At 60.6% G+C, this 16,710-nt stretch carries 18 protein-coding genes; 2 read left to right on the top strand and 16 right to left on the bottom strand.

The window, feature by feature from the left end; genetic code table 11:
• The 11 genes from MUB52_RS19305 to MUB52_RS19255 form a co-directional block, all read right to left on the bottom strand.
• Positions 1-490: helix-turn-helix domain-containing protein (locus MUB52_RS19305; RefSeq protein WP_263845778.1), on the bottom strand; the 490-nt coding region annotated here is incomplete at its 3' end.
• Complete coding sequence (locus tag MUB52_RS24110) at positions 487-924, bottom strand: DUF6932 family protein (protein ID WP_404818252.1); 438 nt, start codon at positions 922-924, stop codon at positions 487-489. The genes MUB52_RS19305 and MUB52_RS24110, both read right to left, overlap by 4 nt.
• A gap of 189 nt (positions 925-1,113) precedes the next feature.
• Positions 1,114-3,030: a type IV secretory system conjugative DNA transfer family protein gene (locus MUB52_RS19295; RefSeq protein ID WP_263845776.1), complete on the bottom strand. Its 1,917-nt coding sequence runs from the start codon at positions 3,028-3,030 to the stop codon at positions 1,114-1,116.
• On the bottom strand, positions 3,030-4,937 hold the full coding sequence (locus MUB52_RS19290) for a relaxase/mobilization nuclease domain-containing protein (protein WP_263845775.1): 1,908 nt from the start codon (positions 4,935-4,937) through the stop codon (positions 3,030-3,032). Before MUB52_RS19290 ends, MUB52_RS19295 begins: the two co-directional genes overlap by 1 nt.
• The gene (locus MUB52_RS19285; protein WP_263845774.1) at positions 4,930-5,514 is read right to left on the bottom strand and encodes a helix-turn-helix domain-containing protein; all 585 of its coding nucleotides are present in this window, start codon (positions 5,512-5,514) and stop codon (positions 4,930-4,932) included. The genes MUB52_RS19290 and MUB52_RS19285 overlap by 8 nt, the downstream gene beginning before the upstream one ends.
• A 340-nt stretch (positions 5,515-5,854) precedes the next feature.
• Positions 5,855-6,082 (bottom strand): hypothetical protein, encoded by a 228-nt coding sequence (locus tag MUB52_RS19280; protein WP_263845773.1) that lies wholly within the window; start codon positions 6,080-6,082, stop codon positions 5,855-5,857.
• A complete protein-coding gene (locus MUB52_RS19275; RefSeq protein WP_263845772.1) occupies positions 6,079-6,438 on the bottom strand; it encodes a DUF2958 domain-containing protein in 360 nt (119 codons plus the stop codon). Before MUB52_RS19275 ends, MUB52_RS19280 begins: the two co-directional genes overlap by 4 nt.
• A gap of 64 nt (positions 6,439-6,502) precedes the next feature.
• Positions 6,503-6,709, bottom strand: coding sequence for a hypothetical protein (locus MUB52_RS19270; protein WP_249994673.1), 207 nt, complete (start codon positions 6,707-6,709; stop codon positions 6,503-6,505).
• Between the two features lie 421 nt (positions 6,710-7,130).
• Positions 7,131-7,985, bottom strand: coding sequence for a cation diffusion facilitator family transporter (locus tag MUB52_RS19265; protein WP_263845771.1), 855 nt, complete (start codon positions 7,983-7,985; stop codon positions 7,131-7,133).
• Entirely contained in the window at positions 7,982-8,911 is a 930-nt protein-coding gene (locus MUB52_RS19260; protein ID WP_263845770.1) for a cation diffusion facilitator family transporter, read from the bottom strand. Before MUB52_RS19260 ends, MUB52_RS19265 begins: the two co-directional genes overlap by 4 nt.
• Positions 8,901-9,656, bottom strand: a complete 756-nt coding sequence (locus MUB52_RS19255; RefSeq protein ID WP_263845769.1) for a transglutaminase-like domain-containing protein — start codon at positions 9,654-9,656, stop codon at positions 8,901-8,903. Before MUB52_RS19255 ends, MUB52_RS19260 begins: the two co-directional genes overlap by 11 nt.
• A 70-nt stretch (positions 9,657-9,726) precedes the next feature.
• On the opposite strand from MUB52_RS19255, the gene MUB52_RS19250 reads away from it, so the two are divergent.
• Positions 9,727-10,143, top strand: coding sequence for a MerR family transcriptional regulator (locus tag MUB52_RS19250; protein WP_263845768.1), 417 nt, complete (start codon positions 9,727-9,729; stop codon positions 10,141-10,143).
• A 144-nt stretch (positions 10,144-10,287) separates the two neighbouring features.
• Here the strand turns inward: MUB52_RS19250 and MUB52_RS19245 are convergent, their stop codons facing one another.
• On the bottom strand, positions 10,288-10,512 hold the full coding sequence (locus MUB52_RS19245) for a GDCCVxC domain-containing (seleno)protein (protein ID WP_263845767.1): 225 nt from the start codon (positions 10,510-10,512) through the stop codon (positions 10,288-10,290).
• A gap of 618 nt (positions 10,513-11,130) precedes the next feature.
• Here MUB52_RS19245 and MUB52_RS19240 point away from each other — a divergent pair.
• Positions 11,131-11,520 (top strand): MerR family transcriptional regulator, encoded by a 390-nt coding sequence (locus tag MUB52_RS19240; protein WP_263845766.1) that lies wholly within the window; start codon positions 11,131-11,133, stop codon positions 11,518-11,520.
• Between the two features lie 291 nt (positions 11,521-11,811).
• On the opposite strand, the gene MUB52_RS19235 is transcribed toward MUB52_RS19240, so the two are convergent.
• The 4 genes from MUB52_RS19235 to repC all read right to left on the bottom strand — a co-directional run bounded on the left by MUB52_RS19235 (position 11,812) and on the right by repC (position 16,681).
• Entirely contained in the window at positions 11,812-12,846 is a 1,035-nt protein-coding gene (locus tag MUB52_RS19235; protein WP_263845765.1) for an IS110 family RNA-guided transposase, read from the bottom strand.
• A 172-nt stretch (positions 12,847-13,018) separates the two neighbouring features.
• Entirely contained in the window at positions 13,019-13,918 is a 900-nt protein-coding gene (locus MUB52_RS19230) for an ArdC family protein (RefSeq protein ID WP_263845764.1), read from the bottom strand.
• A 272-nt stretch (positions 13,919-14,190) separates the two neighbouring features.
• A complete protein-coding gene (locus MUB52_RS19225) occupies positions 14,191-15,363 on the bottom strand; it encodes an ATP-binding protein (protein WP_263845763.1) in 1,173 nt (390 codons plus the stop codon).
• Positions 15,364-15,415: 52 nt separating this feature from the next.
• Positions 15,416-16,681 (bottom strand): plasmid replication protein RepC, encoded by a 1,266-nt coding sequence (gene repC, locus MUB52_RS19220; protein ID WP_263845762.1) that lies wholly within the window; start codon positions 16,679-16,681, stop codon positions 15,416-15,418.
• Positions 16,682-16,710: the final 29 nt, after the last annotated feature.

Here is a 16,710-nt window from a genome sequence, read left to right as displayed (position 1 = left end):
ATGGCTCCAAGCCAGTTTGCATAAGTTTTCGGATGATACCGTCAAACGTCTCAGGCGCGTATGGCACTAAAATCTCATTCCTCAGCTTGATTCCAAGTGCGTCTGATATTTCTATCAGGCGGGACAGACTTGCACCTGCATACTTTTCTGCTTCATAGCGTTGTATTTGCTGCTGTTTCAGGCCCATTCGCTCAGCAAGCTCACGCTGAGACAGTCCAGATGCGATCCGTGCTGCAATCAGGCCTTCCGCCAAGTCGCTGAGTTGATCAACCCTGATAACCGGTGCTTCCAGCGATTGCAGAGTTTCGTACTCGGCCAATTCGTTTTCTAAGTCTTCGAGCTGACTGCTAAGTCCACCAAGTTCCGCCTCGATAAAGGTTGGATGTATCCCCGCATCTTCTCTCTTGGCGGCATCAAATCCAGCGATTGCGGCCTTGAACTTCTCGGCGTTGGCCCGAGTCATCTTGTATTGGCGTTCGTTGGTGATCATGTGATGCTCCCTAAATCTAGAGACAAGATTCCTTTGGCATTCCCATTCCTATCGGTTTGAAAAAACTCTTCAAAAAGCACGCCAGGCGCCGCCAAACTCGATGAGATAAAGAGCTCGCCACCATACTTTGCTTTCATTGCTGCGCGCTGATTGTCGAAGTTCAACAGGACTGGATCGACTCGGCTGGGATCGACGCCGACCGGGCTCCAAGCCCCGTCATAGTCATTTGGCAACTCCTTTTGAGAGACGAAGCTCCCATCTAGCAATATCACCCTGCAACCCGCTCCATGCAGATTCAGGGCTGCCGCTCGCAGGCCACTTATGAGCCGCGATCGATGAGCGTTGAGCTCGCACAGTGCCGTCATAGCGCTCCATGAGACTTGATGGAGGCCAGGAACCAAATAGCCTGTTGTGGAATCATACCTTAAAGTCATGACACAACAAATATGTTGTGTTGATGATTTGGTCAATCAAAAAGTAGAACAACGTTAGAACACGTTAGGAGCGAGCAAGGCGCGGCCCCAGCCTTGCCGTTGTGTCAATTGACAGACGTCGAATGTTGGCTCTCATGCAGAGGCTGATTCTACTTCATACCTGCAGCGAATGACGGCTTCCCGCCCCGCCTACTGACTATCCCCGAGCAGTTCGTCGATGAAGTCACCTTGCTCGCGGAAGACTTGCTCCCACTTTTCTGGGACCGGGTCCTCCCGATCAAGGGTTTCCGGACGCAGCTCACCTGCAGTGGTTTCATTGATTTGCGTCTGCATGGATCGCGATTGCCGTCGGCGTGCACGCTCGCTTGTTGCAGTAGAATCGACAGAGGCAGGTTGCAATGTCGAAGGAGCGGGTTTCGGTTCTTCGAACCAGGGCCCCACTCCGTCGACACGTGGGGGATAGGGGAAGTCGCGGCCCGCCTGGCGATCCGCCAGTTTGATGAAAAAGGAATCCTCGAAATACTTGATGCGCTGTGCGCGGATCGGGTGCTGCGGTGAGGCCAGGATGATCACCTCATCAGGATCCATGGTGCGCGCCTCGGTCTCGGAGAGGAGTGGACGTTCCTCCAGACGTGAAGTCGTTGAGGTCGCACCCAGGATGCCCTTATTTCGACCATACATGCGGGTCACCGCTTCCCGGGTAGTGCTGCCGACGGCCGCCGAGACCTCGCGAACGGTACGCTGGTCGCGAGGCGTTATGTAGAGCTTGAGCCCTGCCCCGTTCTCAAGGCTTTCGCGCCCCTCGGGTCCGTAGATGCGATCGAGCGAGGCCAACGACTGCGCAATCATCGCTACACGCCCGCCATAGGCAGCGAGCGAATGGATCGCCCGCTCGAGATAAGGCATCGCGCCCATTTGCTGGAACTCGTCGATCATCATCATGACCGGCCACGGCTCGTCGGGACCCGGCTCGTTCTGCCGCAAACTGGCGATGAGATCCGCGAACATGAGCCGCAGGAGCGGTGCCAGCGTCGCGATGTGATCTTCCGACACCACGATGTAGAGCGCGTGCGGTTTTTTCCTGAAGTTCGCGAACTCGAAGTCGCTTGCATCGGTTGCCGTCCGAACCGCCGGGTTGTCCCACTGCTTCAGACCGGCCGTCATCAAAGCCTGGATGTTGGACGTCAGCAGCCGCGACGACGCGCTGGCCGCATTGATCCAAAGCTCGCGCACCGTCGCTTCCTTCGCCTCGTCCGCATAGGCACTGTACTGTGCATTCTTGTAATCCCCACCGGTGACGATCTTGTTGACCTCGCCCAGGGTCGGCCTGCCGCGTTGGATCGCCAGAAGGCAGGCGGCGACGAATATCGATTTGCCTGCCTCGGAGAAGGTGTCGAGTGTCTTGTTGTCCTTGTCGAGGAAGAGGTCCGCCAGGATCGAGACTTCTGTGAACTGCTGGGCGAAACTGGGGGCGGCCGCGATCCGCGCGAGCGGGTTGTAGCGATGCGAACTGTTCGCCCAATCGAACGGGCTGAAGCGAAAGACCTCATCGCCGTTGAGCGCCCTCAGCCTTGCCGTCTTCTCGAAATTCTCGCCCTTCACATCCAGAACCACGACCGAACCTGCGAAAGACAAAAGGTTCGGGATCACGAAGCCCACGCCCTTGCCGGCCCGGGTCGGAGCGACCATCATTACATGCGGTATGTCGCCCGCAGAGATGTAGGGTGCCTTTGACGCCGGCTTTCCCAGCTTGCCACAGACAAACCCGGATCCCGGCGTCTGGAGCATGCCGTTCGCCTTGAGTTCGCGTCTGGTCTGCCAATGTGCGGACCCGTAATCATCCCGGTCCTGCGCCCAGGTCCAGCTAAAGGCCAGAACCGCCAGTCCAGTGGCCCCGAAGCCAACAGCGCCGAACGCGACCTTGAACGCCTCGGGATTTGCGGCGCGCAGACCCGGGCTCGCCGTCCAGACGGCAAACATATCAAACTCGGCAAAACCCGTTCTCAACGCCAGAGCGAGATAGAAGCTCGCTGCAATCGTGCCGAGGGCGGTTCCGCAGAGGGTACCCACTGGCACGGCAGCCCAGAGAGGAAGCCGGGTGCTCATCAGAAGCTGATCTCATCGTCGAGATCGCGCGATAGCCCCCTGCCCCGCTGCATCTCGAGATGGGTGTCGCGGGCCAACGCCTCGACCTTGTCCTGCTGCAAGGCGGAGGCACGGTCGGTGAAGACCTGATCACCGGTCTCCTCGTGGGTCAGCTCGAGGAATTCCTGCGTGACCGTGATCTGATCAATCCGGTTGGGAAGCACCTCTGCCAGCACCTCGTAATTGCCGCGCCGCAGCTCCCCAAGTCCCTCCTCGCCCAGCTCCTTGAAGAGTTCGGCCTTCAGCGTGCGTTCCACGGTCTCTTCCTGAGCCTCAGAAAGGCTGCCATCGCGCAATATGTCCGCGAGGTCTTGCAAATAGGCGTTCGGTCCACGGTCCTCGTCATCGATCACCTGCAAATCGTCCGATGCGCGTGACAGACCCGTCGCTATGCCGAGCTCCTTCGCGCGCTCCAGCAATCGGTCCATGAACCGATCGACTGTTTCCAACGCGCGATCTTGTTGATCGTCGCTGGCCTGAGCGAGATCGATGCCATCCTTGGCCAGAACCGCCGCCATGTCGCGGTCCACCCAATCCTGAGCAAGCCCATAGTTCGTCGTCCCACCGGCTTCGATCCGGGCAGCCATCTCTTGCGGATCGAGACCGGCCCTTGAGGCATCCGCCTTCAGGGCCTCGAGGACAGGGTCCTTGCCCGATGAGAACGCAGCACTCAAGCGCCCGTCTCCGGCTCCTGGCGGATAGGACTCGGTCAAGTCGCGCCCGAACCGGGCGCGCAAATCAGGGTCCGGCACCATCTGCGAGAGATCACGAACGACACCCGCCGCCCTGGACTCAAATCCCGGGCGTTCGGTGGCATCAAGTTCTTCTGCCTTGAGCCTTAGCGCTTCGATGGTTTTCTCGGCATAGTCGATGGCCTCACCGACCGTTCGAATGGTCTCCATATCGATCTCTCCTGCGGTAAATCTGTACGGCGTGTCCGAGCCGATTGAAGCCGCCATGCGGCGCATGGCATAGGCCAGGTGTTTGTGATCCATGCGATCCAACACATCGGCAAGATTGCGGTAGTCCTTGGCAAAGCCCACAACCTGCGCCTTGGCGATGGCGCGTTCTTCGGGCGACAGCGCGATCTCGCGCGGCAGGCGCGCCTCGTCCTTTACCCGGTAGATCTCTGCGATACCGGGGGCCTTCTCGAAGATGCCGCGCTCGAGCCGGGTCGTGGCCTCAAGCATGACACCGTAGCGTTCGGCGATCTCCGCCTGCTTTTCCCGCATCAGCTGGGGCGACATCACGCCCTCCGCCCAACAGGAGAACCAGGTGCCTTTTGTGAGGCCCCGGTTGTTCAGCAGGATATGGGCGTGCTTGTGCGCCCGGTCATCATGCACCGAGAGCACGTAATCCCACTGATCGCAGTAATCTCCGCTTTCGAAGAAATGCTCCGCCCAATCGAGTGTGATCTCGCGTACCTGATCTACCGTGACGTCGGTCGGAAACGACAGCAGCATATGCGAAGTAAACCCGAGCTTCGCCGTGCCCCGCCAGGATTGCGCCCAAGCCTCCACGATCTCCGCCTTCTGCGCCTCGGTCAGCAAGGCCTCAGCCGTCAGCGGGTTGGTCATCGTCGCGTAGGTGTAGACCGCCTTGTCGTTCACATAAGACAGCTGGTTGCCAAGGCTTTGCTTCGTTTTGCACCCCCCTGCCCTGATCCGCTTGAACACCGCGGCGCGGCTCTCCGGCATAACCGACTTCAGCAGATTGTGCGCCGAGGCCCGACCCACGCGCTGGTAACAGCGACCTTGCCGCCGCCCTGCCAGCCGCGCGTCTATGCGCGCCTGACGCTGACCCTGGATGCGCTCCGTCTCCCAGAGCTTGCCCATGACGGCGTGATAAAGAGCGAGCGGCTCAGACATGGTCCACCAACTCCTCAGGCGCGTCTGAAGCCTCGGGATCCGCCGCGTTCCACCCCACGCCCCGTCGCTGACAGGCCGACGCTTTCAGCGCGGCCAGATCGCGATAGGTGCGCTGCGCGAGATCATGCAGCGCGACAAGCGTTGCACGGTTCTCCGGCGACAGCGTCAGCTTTCCGCGCTGCACCGCCTTCGCCAGAACACGGCCGCTGTCTGCAACGTCTTGTGCCTGCTGTAACGTCTCCGAGAACGCCCGGAGATCGTCTCGCATCAGATCAAGCAGCCCACACCGCGCCCGCACAACCGCCTGCAAGGCCTGGCTGCGGCTTGTAAAGCCGCGGGCCTGCCAAGCCGCATCGAAGGCGGCCATCTCAGAGGTCGCCGCGCGGAAACTCACCGCGACCGAAGGGTCCCGGACCTCCTGCCCGTCGCCCCGCTCCTCTTTGGCAAGCCGGGTCACGTGTCGCCGCGAAACACCGTAGGCCTCCGCCAGAACCTTCGGCGTCTCCCCGGCATGATAGCGCCGCGCGAGTTCGATCCGCTCTTCGAGTTTCAGGCGTTTTGGGCGTCCCGGTTTCACGTCTCAGACCCCTCGGACAAAAGTCGCAGACATTTGGCATATCCTGCCAACGTCCCTCTCATTTCATCCTCAGGGATACATCAATGCATGAATCTGCGCAATTTGTCTTTTTGCGCATTGTGTCACTGCGCAGAATGCTGCCGAGTCGTCGGGATCAGTCTAGCACGGTCCGAAGCCCGCACTCACACTGAGCACAAGAGTGAAGCAACCGCGCTGAGGCGCCATCGATGCGGGACCACTGCGGGAAGAAGAACTGCTGGCGACACGAGTCTATTCAGGAAAAAGTCCGGCGTGTGGCGCTGATGCTTGGCGGGCCACCGTAGCGGCCCGCAAAACAATGTCAGGCCGGTCTTCCCCCGTGGTCAGTGACCACCATCGTGTAGGTCACACTGACGAAGAGTGGCGTGATGACATATTCGCCGCCTGCGTCTTCAGGTGCTGTTACTGCGACGATAGCCGAAGCCGGCGCACTGTCCACGAAACAGGAGAAGAGCGCGAAGTTCTCGAAACGACCAGATGTCAGCGCCTCGAAGGCGCTGACGTGATCTCTGCGGATATTGGTGCTCATGCGATGATCCCTCCGGCTTTGCGGGCGCCCTCGGCATAGGCGCTGAGGGTGCCGTCGGCCGTGAAGTGAAGGTCACGTTCGACGGGCAATCCTAGACGGCCGCGGACGGCTCGGATTTCGCTGAGGCGTACCGAGCCGATCTCGGGAAAGCCAAGCCCCAGGTCGCAGAAGCCATACGCGATATCCGGGTCCTCCGGATCGGTTTCGGAAAGCAGCCAGGTCGCCCCGGCATCGGGGGTGAAGAGTTTCACGACAGGTTCGAAGTCGAGGGTGTCTTCGCCTGCTTCAATGCGGTCCTGGTTGGTGCGCCCGTTCGCAGCGAGCTGGTCGAGGATGGATTGTGGCAGAAGGTCCATGAGGTGTCTCCTGGATGTCGGTGTGAAAAAGGCCGGGACGGCAGACACCGTCCCGCAGGACAGCTCATTCGACGAGGTCCGGGGCATCGCCCTGCCCGTCTGGCTTCGGCTCGAAGAGAACGAGCTGGCCGGTCACGGGCGTGGCGAAGAGCTGGATGGTGAGGAAGGATTTCGCGTCGGGCTTCTGGGGGAAGGCAACGCCGATCTTGTGGAAACGGGTCTTGCCGTCCTTTCCTTCGTCGGGTGTGGTGACGGTGTAGTAGCGGGTCATGTCGATCTCCTCTCGTTTTCGATGCAAGAAGAGACCGGGACCGTCCGGACAGGCTGTCAGGCGGAACTTTGCTGCGCGAGGAATGGCCGCGTCAGCGGACAGGGGAAAGTTCCGCTTGAAGAGAGCAAGCGGCGCGCGCGACCGTCAGTCGGGCCAGGTCCCGGAGATTGCATCCGGAAGAAAACGCGAGGCGATCGACCGGTCCCCTTCGTGGCGCGACATGCAAAGATGGAGGTGCGGCAGGGACGCAGCCAAAAGACGCGTCTGTGCCGAAGGACAGACCGCAGCAGAACTCCAACGGATCTGGCCTTGTCGCAAAAGGCGGGCTCGTCTTCTTCGGCTTCAGCCTAAAGAGGTAGATTCGTGTATCGCTTTTGTGCCCTCTCAGGCTCTGACTGACCTCGACATTGATGACATGGCGTTATTGGTCCGGCACCGGCTGCAATCGCAAATCAGCCCGCGCGTCGCGAATAATTACCCAGGACGAGTGCAGGAACAGCGCCGCGATACCGAAGGCGACGATCAGGTCCGGCCAGCCACTGCCGAACCAGGCGACAAGTCCGGCCGCGATCACCACAGCGACGTTGCCGATGGCGTCGTTGCGCGAGAACAGCCAGACTGCCCGCATGTTGGCGTCTCCCTTCCGGTGCTTCAGAAGCGGCAGAACGGCGAGGATATTGACGATCAGCGCACCCACGGCGAAGGCACCCATCAGGCCCGCCTCGGGCGTGGCCTGGTTCAGGACGCGCCAGAACGTGCTGGCAACGACCCCAAGTCCCAGGAGGCCAAGGAACACGCCCTGGATCATGGCGGATCGGGCGCGCCACGTCAGGCTCCAGCCAATGGCGAGCAAGCCGAGAAACGTGATCGCCCCATCGCCGAGGAAATCGAGGGCATCCGCCTTCAGCGCCTGCGAGCCGGAGAGAAAGCCGCCCGCCATTTCCACAACGCCGTATCCGAGGTTCAGCGCGACCACGATCCAGAGCGCCCGGCGGTAGGACGGGTCCTGGTGGGCTGGATCGGTCGAGGCGTCGTCGCCCTCAATCCGTTCGAATCCGTAGCCTGTCGCCTTCAGGGCCGGACGCACCTGCGGAAGATCGTTTTCCGCGATGCGCAGCGTCATTATGTGGGTTGCAGCCGAGACCTTGACGTTCTCCGCCGCGACGCCAGCCGACCGCGCAGCGCGCTCGATCTCGGCCGCGTCCTTCGCACAGTCCATCCCTTGCACCCGCATCCGGATCGGCGCGTTCTGCTCACTGGTTACGGGCGTGTTCATGAGATCGCCTCACCATGCCCGCGCCCGCCGAACTCGGAGGGGTCGCCACAGGCGTGTCGCGCACATTCAAGCTCCAACGTCGTGTGCTCGATGTCGAACCTGTCGGAGAGGACGGACTTGATCCGCTCCTTGATCGCGTCCGCGTCGTTCCAGCGGCCCTCCTCGATCACCACATGGGCGTCGAGTGCCGCGTGATGCTCGTCCATCTGCCAGAAATGCGCGTGGTGGATGCCGGTCACGCCGGGCACCCCGCGCACGGCGTCGAGAACGCCGCGTGTCTCGATGTCTGGCGGCGATCCGAGCATCAGGATGCGGATGACCGGGCCGACCTCCCGGAAGGATTGCCAGAGGATATAGCCCGCAATCATGACCGTCACGATTGGGTCGATCAGCCGCCAGTCGTAGAGCAGGATCAGCGTTCCGGCGAGGATCACGGCGATGGAGCCAAGCGCGTCAGCGACGTTGTGCAGGAACGCCGCGCGTATGTTCACGCTGGATTTGGACATGCGATAAGTCAGCAGTGCGGTAGCCGCGTCCACGATCAGCGCGATTCCCGCGATGATGACGATCAGCCATCCCTCGACAGGCTGCGGATCGACAAAGCGCATCGCCGCCTCGTAAAGCAGGTAGAGACCGATCAGGATTAGGGTCGTGTAGTTGATGAGCGCTGCAACCACCTCCACCCGGCCGTAGCCGAGGGTCATGTCCGCATCCCTCGGTCGCCGTGCGATCTTGCGCGCTGCAAAGGCAATGATGAGCGAAATCGCGTCTGAGAAGTTGTGCAGCGCATCGGCGATCAGTGCGAGAGAGCCGGAGACGATCCCGCCAATGATCTGCGCGATCGTCAGTCCAAGATTGACGGCAATCGCCGCGAACACCCTCCGGTCGCCCGCCTCGGGGTCTATGTGGACGTGGTCATGCGGCATTAGGTGTGCCCCCATGCGAATGTGTTGAAACTGCTTGTGGCTTCAAGCGACCCGAACGAAATGCTCGAACTCGACGGTTCATCCAATGACGAATGATGTTTCGATAGAGGAAGCCCCGAACCCAACCGAACTCCTGGGCATGTTTTTCGTAGAAGTCGTCAGGGGTCTCAAAGAGGCCAAAATCCTGAACGATCCCAGACTTTTGGATGTAGGTGCCGTCGCCCTTCCATTCGACCGGCGGCGCGCTCAAGCAATCCGTGCCGACACCGTAGCCACACAGACTTTCCCGTCCATCGAAGGCGGTCTGCAAAGCTGACAGAAACCGGCTGTCCAGGATGAACCCCTCAAGGTCGATCCAGCGTCCATCCATTTCGACCTCCACCCAGGAGTGCAGGATTTCCAAAGGCGCGATGGGATAGACAAGCTCGGGCACCACGCCGCGCTGAAGGTCCTTGTGGATCGTAAAGCCGTGAAGCCGACACGGCACACCGACCGCACGCAGGAGCGCCATGAGCAGCGTGCCTTTCGTGTTGCACTGTCCGTACCCGTCAGACAGCACCTCGGATGCCGGAATGTCATCGGCGCGATTGTAGCCGAACAGAATTTCGTTGCGGACAAAATCATAGGCGGCCCCAATCCGGTCACGGGTCGCGAGGGCAGACCAACCATGCTCGGCGATCAGCGCCTGGATTGATCGTGCCCGAAAATCGAGAAGCGGAGTTGCGGAGAGATGGTCACGGGACATGGCGGGCCTCTGGATTCGTTGTCCCAGACAGGATAATGTCTCTAGCGACTAGAGGTTCAAGGAGTATTTCATGTTCTCGATCGGCGAGCTTTCACGACGCACCAAGGTCAAGGTTCCGACCATCCGCTACTATGAGACTGTCGGCCTCCTGACCGCGCCAGAGCGCACTGAAGGTAACCAGAGACGATACGATCGGGCGGGTCTGCAAAGATTGAGCTTCATCAGGCACGCACGAGACCTCGGGTTTTCGATTGAAGCGATCTCGTCGCTGATAGAGCTTCAGGATCACCCCGACCGGTCCTGCCAGGCGGCAACCGACATCGCGGCCGCGCAACTCTCGGATGTCCGGGCGAAGATCAGAAGGCTCCGTGCGCTGGAGAAAGAGTTACTCCGTATCACCAAAGGGTGTGATGGCGAAGGCGTGTCAGAGGACTGCTACGTGCTAACATCCTTGGCCGACCACGAGCTGTGCGAGTGGGAGCATTGATAGGCCAAGATCGGTTGTTTCTGTCAGCAGAAATCTCAATTGATCACAAAGGTATATGTCACGCATGCCGACCTTATCCATTGTTGCGGCGAAGGTTCGGAAAGAGACCAAACCTACGTATTTCTGCGATGAAACGAACGTCAGCTATGTGCAGCAGGACTTGCCTTCCTGTATCGGCGGGCATGGTACGGTCGCATAGGAGCAATAGACGCAGCAGTCCCCTTCGAGCGGCTTCAAGACCGTGTGGCAGGACGTGCATTCATAGAACCACTGACACGCATCGGTTGGCATCGTTTCTTCCGCGACATGCCCACACTTGGGACAGGTGAGGACGGATTGAAGAACTACTTCGTTCGTTTGCGTCGCCATAGAACGTACCCCGTGAGAATGGGAAAACCTGCAAGGATCGGAAGCAACACGTCGTGGCGATAGACGTAACGAAGCGCCCCGCTGATGCCGAGAAGTGAAAACAACCATGGTAGAAAAGGCGTCAGGCAACAGACGGCGGCCAATCCGGCACCGCCAAGGCTCAAAGGAAGCAACCAGCCCTTCACCTATATTGCCTGAACAAGGCAAACATCGTTCGCGCCGCGTCTTCTTCCCAAAGAGGCGAACTGGCGGCGAGAAGAAACGCGAGTGTCGTGAAGCTGAGTAAGACCACGCTCGAACGCCTGCGGCTTGCGCACTGCCAACGTCGCCGGAGACGAAGCCAACCCCAAGCCAGTACCATTCCTACGAGGACGAGAATTTCGATGCGGTACTCGACAAATGGACCAAGCGTCACAAGCCATGTTCCGCCCAGTCCGATGATTGAAAGCCCAATCGGCAGGACGCAGCATGATGCGCTGAGTAAGGCCAGCAAGCCAGCACCACCGATTAGCAGTCGGTTCGGTCCTTTGGTTTCAACCCGAAGCGTTTCAGTATTCGACATCATGACTGAGTTTATGCATCCTGTAGTAACTACAGAAGCAAGCGAGGTTCGATCACATGATTGCGATAGGTGAGGCGTCCCGTCTCAGTGGCGTTTCAATCGAGACCATCCGCTATTACGAGCGTGAGGGCATAGTATCGAAAGCAGGGCGCACTGCGTCCGGACGTCGAGCGTATTCGGACACTGAGATTTCCGAACTCCGTTTCATCAAACGCTGCCGTGATCTGGGTTTCTCAATCCCAGACGTAGTAGCGCTCCGCGATCTAGCCGATGCACCAAACAACTCGTGCAAGACAGTTGAGGGGCTTGGGCGAAAGCATCTTGCTGAGGTCCGAACGAAATTAAAGGAGCTAAGGCAGCTCGAAAAAGCATTGTCTGAGCTGGTCTCGAATTGCGCAAATGGCAAAAGCGATTGCCCGATGCTCGACGCGCTTCGGGCGAGTTAAAGGGAAAGCAGTCATTGGTTGAGTGGCAGCTTCTCTAATCGGGCGTTTGGGTCAAGTTCATTTCATCGTTTCGTTTCCGTCCTGTGGGATCGGGTCTCTCATCCGGGTCAAGCTTCTCTTCGCAGTCATTGTTGGTCCGGTTCGGTTGGACCGCTGCATGCATGTGTCGGATCGGTCGCGGAGCGCCCAGCTTAGTCTCGCGCTTTGAATGGCGCAGCAGCCATTTTCGGCGTCATCCGCTGACCTCGTCCGGTGAGGGACGATCCCGTCATTGATTGTCGAAGGTTCAGTTCATGCGGCGCCCTCCAACGGTCTTTGACGGAACTCGGTGTTGTCGGCCCACATGCGGTGCATGACGACAGCAAGCTTTCTGGCGACGGCAACGACAGCTCTGCGGCGGCCTTTTCGACGCATCAGCCGAAGGCCCCAGCTCTTGATCTCAGAGCTGGCGACGGACCGCATCATCATCGCGTTTGCTGCTGCGTAGAGCGCGGATCGAACATCCGCATCTCCTGCCTTCGAGATACGGCCAGGGTTGTCCATCTCCCCGGACTGGTAGCGCCTCGGTGTCAGGCCGAAGTGGGCGGCGACGGTCCTTGAACTTGTGAAGCGTTTGGGATCATCCACCGCTGCCTTGAAGGTCAGAGCTGCGATTGGTCCCACGCCAGGTATCGCCATGAAGCGCAGGCAGGTCTCATCATGGCTGGCCGCTTGCTTCACGCGTCGATCCAGTTCCCGGTATGTGGAGAAGAGAACTGCGCGAGCATCCAAAAGCGGCAGCAATGCATGTGACAGGTCTGTGTCTGCTTCGATGATTGGGCGCACCCGCTCGTCAAAGGATGCCTGATCAATACGCGATGGCAGGCGCAAGCCAAAGACCCGGAACAGCCCACGTATCTCGTTTGCCAGATCGATGCACTTACGCTGGACTGCTTTGCGGCTGCTGAGCAGTGCACGCACGGCGTGCGCCTCCCGGCTCTTCATATGAACAGGATTGAACCAGCCAGAACGAAGTACATTGGCAATACCGCGTGCGTCTGTTTTGTCGGTCTTGTTGCGCATGGCCGAAAGCGCCGCATTCACCTGCCGTGCCTCCATACACACGACGTTCAAGCCTGCCGCCTGCAATCCGAAGAACAGGTGTTGGCTCATCGCGCCAGCTTCAAAGCCTATTCTCAGCTCAGAGGCCGGGAAGCCCGCAAGACATCGGCTGATGTCATCAATCTCGCAGGCGACCGAGCGCTCAAGAACCGATCGGCCATCCACATCGACCACACAGACAGCAACCGACCGTAGCGACACGTCCAAACCAACAAAGTAATCCATCTCGTTCTCCTAAGATTGCAGCAATCACTGCATTCTATCGAGAACCTGACCTCTCCAATCAGCCAGCCCGATTACCCATGCTTCGTCCCGCATTGCCGCCACCGATTATTGGCGCGATGAAGGTCCGGAACCGTCACCTGCGAACCCTTAGGCAGGTCTGTCTTGCGACCGCCTAAGCGACGGCCTCGTCTCGATCCGGTTGCAGACCGTGCAAAAAATCAACCGCACGCTGCGCATGGGCCGCGGCCTGGAAGATATATCGCGGGTCGCTTCGAAGACCGCGAAGCCAATGATCGATATAGGCGGCATGCTCCGGGCGCGGATCCGGCGACAATCCCAGATCGGCGGCCAGAAACGCAGCGCCCAGTTCCGCGACAAGCTCCTCTTGCGCATAGCCTTCATCGCCCCAGCGTTTTCGGCCGAAACTCCGGTCCAGGCGATCGGGATGGCGGGTCCAGTGGGTGATCTCATGACCGAGTGTCGCGTAGTAGCTCTTGGGATCTTCGAAGGTCTCGAAGGGCGGCATCTGCACGTAATCCGGCTCAACAGCGTAGTAGGCCTGAGTTCCCCCGTGACGAATGTCGGCCCCCGTGGCTCCAAAGAAGGAGTCGGCAGCTGCATCGCGCGCGACTGTGTCAGGCATCGGCTCCGGGACGGCATAGAACGCCTCGGGAAGGCCCTCGATCTGATCGACGTTGAAAACCGTGTAGCCTTTCATGAAGGGGATCGCGACTTCACGGTCTTGACCGGCGGCGTCGGTTTCGGTCTTGCGAAAGGTGTCTGCATAGACGACCAACTCGCCCTTCGCGCCCTTGCGCACCTGGCCGCCGAGTTCTGACGCCTGACGATAGGTCATCCAGGTCGGCGCGGCGAAGCCCTTGGCGACCGAGGCGGCCCAGAGCAGGACGATGTTGAGACCGCGATAGGCGACCCCGTTGTGCCGCAAGGGTCGGGAAATCCGCCCTGCAAGGTGTTCGGCGTTCCAGGGCTTGTGCCAGGGTTGGGTCCCGGCTTCGAGATCGGCGATGATCTTCGCGGTGACGCGGGTGTAGATGTCGGGTCGTTTTGCCATGATGTCCTCCTTTCGGCAGGTCCCTCGTGCGGGACGCGAAAAGGCAGGACGGACGCGGTGAGCCGACGGCGCATGGTCAACACGGGGGAGCGTCCGCGACCGGCGCGGGCAGGCCATTGCGCTGGCGGCGGCGTCTGTCACGCCCGCGCTCCCCTGCTCGCACGGGGGGATCTGACGGGAGGCGCAGCTGGCAGGCGGGTCGAGGATTGATCAGCCCCGTGTCATCGGGGCTTGGGCCGCGGATTGGCGGGGACCTAGGCGGAGATGCGCTCCTAGAGCGCGCGCAGCCGGTCGATTGCGGCCAAGAGCGGCATGGCACGCAGACCACCCTGCCCCGGCACCTCGCGGGTCTCGGCATAGACCAGAAGCCGCTCCGCCACGTCGAGATCGTCAGCGGCGATATGGAATCCGCGGGTGACCTTGGGACTGGTCGTGCGTTTGACCTCGATGGCCCAAAGCGCCCCGCCGGGCAATTTCAGGATCAGGTCGATCTCGGCCCCGGCAGAGGAGCGGTAGAAACTGGCTTCGGTGCCCCGCGGGGCCGCCGCGATCAGGTTTTCGATGCAGAAGCCTTCCCAGGAGCCGCCGACCACCGGATGACCGAACAGCGCCTCGGACGTCTCAATCCCCAAGAGCGCGTGGGTTAGACCCGCATCGCGGATGTAGACCTTGGGCGATTTCACCAGCCGCTTGCCGGTATTCGCGTGCCAGGGCGGGAGCCGTCGCACCAGCATCAGGTCCACCAGCAGATCGAGATAGCGCGCAATGCTTTGGCCAGAGACGCCGAGGCCCGCCGCCAGCTTCGCCGCATTCAAGAGCCCGCCCTGCTCATGGGCCAGCATGGTCCAGAACCGCCGCAGGGTTTCGGCCGGGATGCGCAGGCCGAAGCTCGGGATGTCGCGTTCGAGATAGGTGCGAATGAAATCCTCGCGCCAGGTCAGGCTGGCCCGGTCCGATTGGGCGAGAAAGCTGTCGGGAAAGCCGCCGCGTAGCCAGAGCTTCTGCAAGGCCTCCTGCCTCACTTCATCCAGCGTGAACGGCGTTAATTCGTGATAGCTGACCCGGCCTGCCAGCGATTCCGCGCTTTGCTGTAGCAGCGTATTGGAGGCCGACCCCAGGAGCAGGAATTGCCCGGTGCGGTGCCCGGCCCGCCGTCGCCGGTCGATCTGCCCCCGAAGGGCACCGAACAGCCCCGGCATCAGCTGCACCTCGTCGATGACCACCAGCTTGCCCATCTGCGCGTCGAGATAGAGATCGGGCTCCTCGAGGATCTGCCTGTCCGCGATCCGCTCCATGTCGAGATAGATCGCCTCGCGGGTTTCTGCGATATCCTGGGCCAGCGTGGTCTTGCCGACCTGACGCGGCCCGAGAAGGACGACCCCCGCCTGGACATCGAGGGCGTCTTCGACCCGTTTGAGGTGATTGCGCACGATCATACCTTGCATTTATTCCATCTCGTGGAAGATTTGCAAGGTTTTTGAAAAGCAAAGCCCGGTCTCACGCCGCCATCTCGCTCAGCCGACCGAAGAAACTGCGCTCGAGATGCAGCTCCCCTGCCCCGGCCTTTTCGACCATGCCCCGCAGATATCCGCCCGGCGAGTTGACCTCGCCTGAATGGACCTTCTCGAAGACCAAGGCAAACGCAGCCGCAGCGGCGGGTTTGCCCATCTGCTCCTGTGCGGCGACCCAGGCATGTTCTGAAATGCCGATCATTGGCCGCAATTCACCGGCGACCCGCACGAAATCGCGCCAATCGCGGATGTAGCCACCTAGATTGCGCCCCCAGGAAGTGAATTCCGGGCAGGCTTGCAATATCGTGTCCAACTCGATCCCGACCTGCGGTCTGTTCGCCTCCCCTGCCCCACTGTCCGACGCTGTCCGTGCCAAAGGCGCTGGCGTTGCCGGTCCGGGCGGTTCGGCTGCCGCTTCCTCATTTTCTGAGGAATTACTTATTACAGAATGAAGGTGTTTTGTAATTAGTATGTGAGGTCCGGAACTGACCTCCCTGGGGTCCATATTTTCTCTTTCTTTGGTCATCTCTATGCTTTGACCCACAGGTTTTGCCTCCCGCAGAAACACCTTCTCGACCCGCGACAGCAGGTCAGCGAAGCGGTTTGCCAGTCGCTGAAGCATGTCGGCCCCCGCACGCGGGCCCGGTAGACGCGCCAGAAGCGCCTCGAAGGCCTGTTGCAGGCTCCGGAGCCCCGGCATGTGTTCCTGGCGCTCCAGCGCCGCCTCGAGACGCGCCCGGATACTGCGCCGGGCAATTGTGATCTGACGCCGAAGACGCTGACAGTGCACGCGCTCAGCCGCCAGATCGGCCGCCAGTGCCTCGAACTCCGCGGCCCGGGCGCTCAAGGGGGCGAGATCGAACCCGTAGGCCTCGACAATCACACCATCGGCATCGCGGCGGCCCCAGCGTTTGCCATTCGGGCTGTCCCGGAAAGTGATCACGCCGACCTCCGCCAGGCGCCGGGCGTGGCGTTTGAGCGTCGACAGGGAAAACCCGGTCCGCTCCATCAGATAGGCGTTCGACGCCCAGACGATGGGGCGTCGCCCCTCCTCCCAATCCTGGGGCTGGGTAAAGGCCGCAAGCGTATCGAGCAACAGAAGATCTGCCGCTTTCAGCCCGATATGGGCCCCCACACGTTTCGCCGCGACGACACTGCGTGTCTTGGCAATGGAAATCTGTTCGCCGTCTCGGGCCAGCTGATCCGCGGTCCCGAGAGCCGGCGTCGGCTTGCGCCAACCGCTCTGTGTCATGCCTGTATCTCACCTCCGGTTTTGTGGAG

The sequence above is a fragment of the Roseobacter sinensis genome, assembly GCF_025755255.1.
Taxonomy (GTDB): domain Bacteria; phylum Pseudomonadota; class Alphaproteobacteria; order Rhodobacterales; family Rhodobacteraceae; genus Roseobacter; species Roseobacter sinensis.
The sequence above is the reverse complement of the archived record's forward strand: the minus strand, read 5'-3'. Positions and strand labels throughout refer to the sequence as shown.

Bases quoted from the DNA above. Each gene is read 5' to 3' on its own strand.
- MUB52_RS24110 (WP_404818252.1), bottom strand. From the start codon at position 924: ATGACTTTAAGGTATGATTCCACAACAGGCTATTTGGTTCCTGGCCTC.
- MUB52_RS19295 (WP_263845776.1), bottom strand. From the start codon at position 3,030: ATGAGCACCCGGCTTCCTCTCTGGGCTGCCGTGCCAGTGGGTACCCTC.
- MUB52_RS19290 (WP_263845775.1), bottom strand. From the start codon at position 4,937: ATGTCTGAGCCGCTCGCTCTTTATCACGCCGTCATGGGCAAGCTCTGG.
- MUB52_RS19280 (WP_263845773.1), bottom strand. From the start codon at position 6,082: ATGAGCACCAATATCCGCAGAGATCACGTCAGCGCCTTCGAGGCGCTG.
- MUB52_RS19275 (WP_263845772.1), bottom strand. From the start codon at position 6,438: ATGGACCTTCTGCCACAATCCATCCTCGACCAGCTCGCTGCGAACGGG.
- MUB52_RS19270 (WP_249994673.1), bottom strand. From the start codon at position 6,709: ATGACCCGCTACTACACCGTCACCACACCCGACGAAGGAAAGGACGGC.
- MUB52_RS19265 (WP_263845771.1), bottom strand. From the start codon at position 7,985: ATGAACACGCCCGTAACCAGTGAGCAGAACGCGCCGATCCGGATGCGG.
- MUB52_RS19260 (WP_263845770.1), bottom strand. From the start codon at position 8,911: ATGCCGCATGACCACGTCCACATAGACCCCGAGGCGGGCGACCGGAGG.
- MUB52_RS19255 (WP_263845769.1), bottom strand. From the start codon at position 9,656: ATGTCCCGTGACCATCTCTCCGCAACTCCGCTTCTCGATTTTCGGGCA.
- MUB52_RS19250 (WP_263845768.1), top strand. From the start codon at position 9,727: ATGTTCTCGATCGGCGAGCTTTCACGACGCACCAAGGTCAAGGTTCCG.
- MUB52_RS19245 (WP_263845767.1), bottom strand. From the start codon at position 10,512: ATGGCGACGCAAACGAACGAAGTAGTTCTTCAATCCGTCCTCACCTGT.
- MUB52_RS19240 (WP_263845766.1), top strand. From the start codon at position 11,131: ATGATTGCGATAGGTGAGGCGTCCCGTCTCAGTGGCGTTTCAATCGAG.
- MUB52_RS19235 (WP_263845765.1), bottom strand. From the start codon at position 12,846: ATGGATTACTTTGTTGGTTTGGACGTGTCGCTACGGTCGGTTGCTGTC.
- MUB52_RS19230 (WP_263845764.1), bottom strand. From the start codon at position 13,918: ATGGCAAAACGACCCGACATCTACACCCGCGTCACCGCGAAGATCATC.
- MUB52_RS19225 (WP_263845763.1), bottom strand. From the start codon at position 15,363: ATGCAAGGTATGATCGTGCGCAATCACCTCAAACGGGTCGAAGACGCC.
- repC (WP_263845762.1), bottom strand. From the start codon at position 16,681: ATGACACAGAGCGGTTGGCGCAAGCCGACGCCGGCTCTCGGGACCGCG.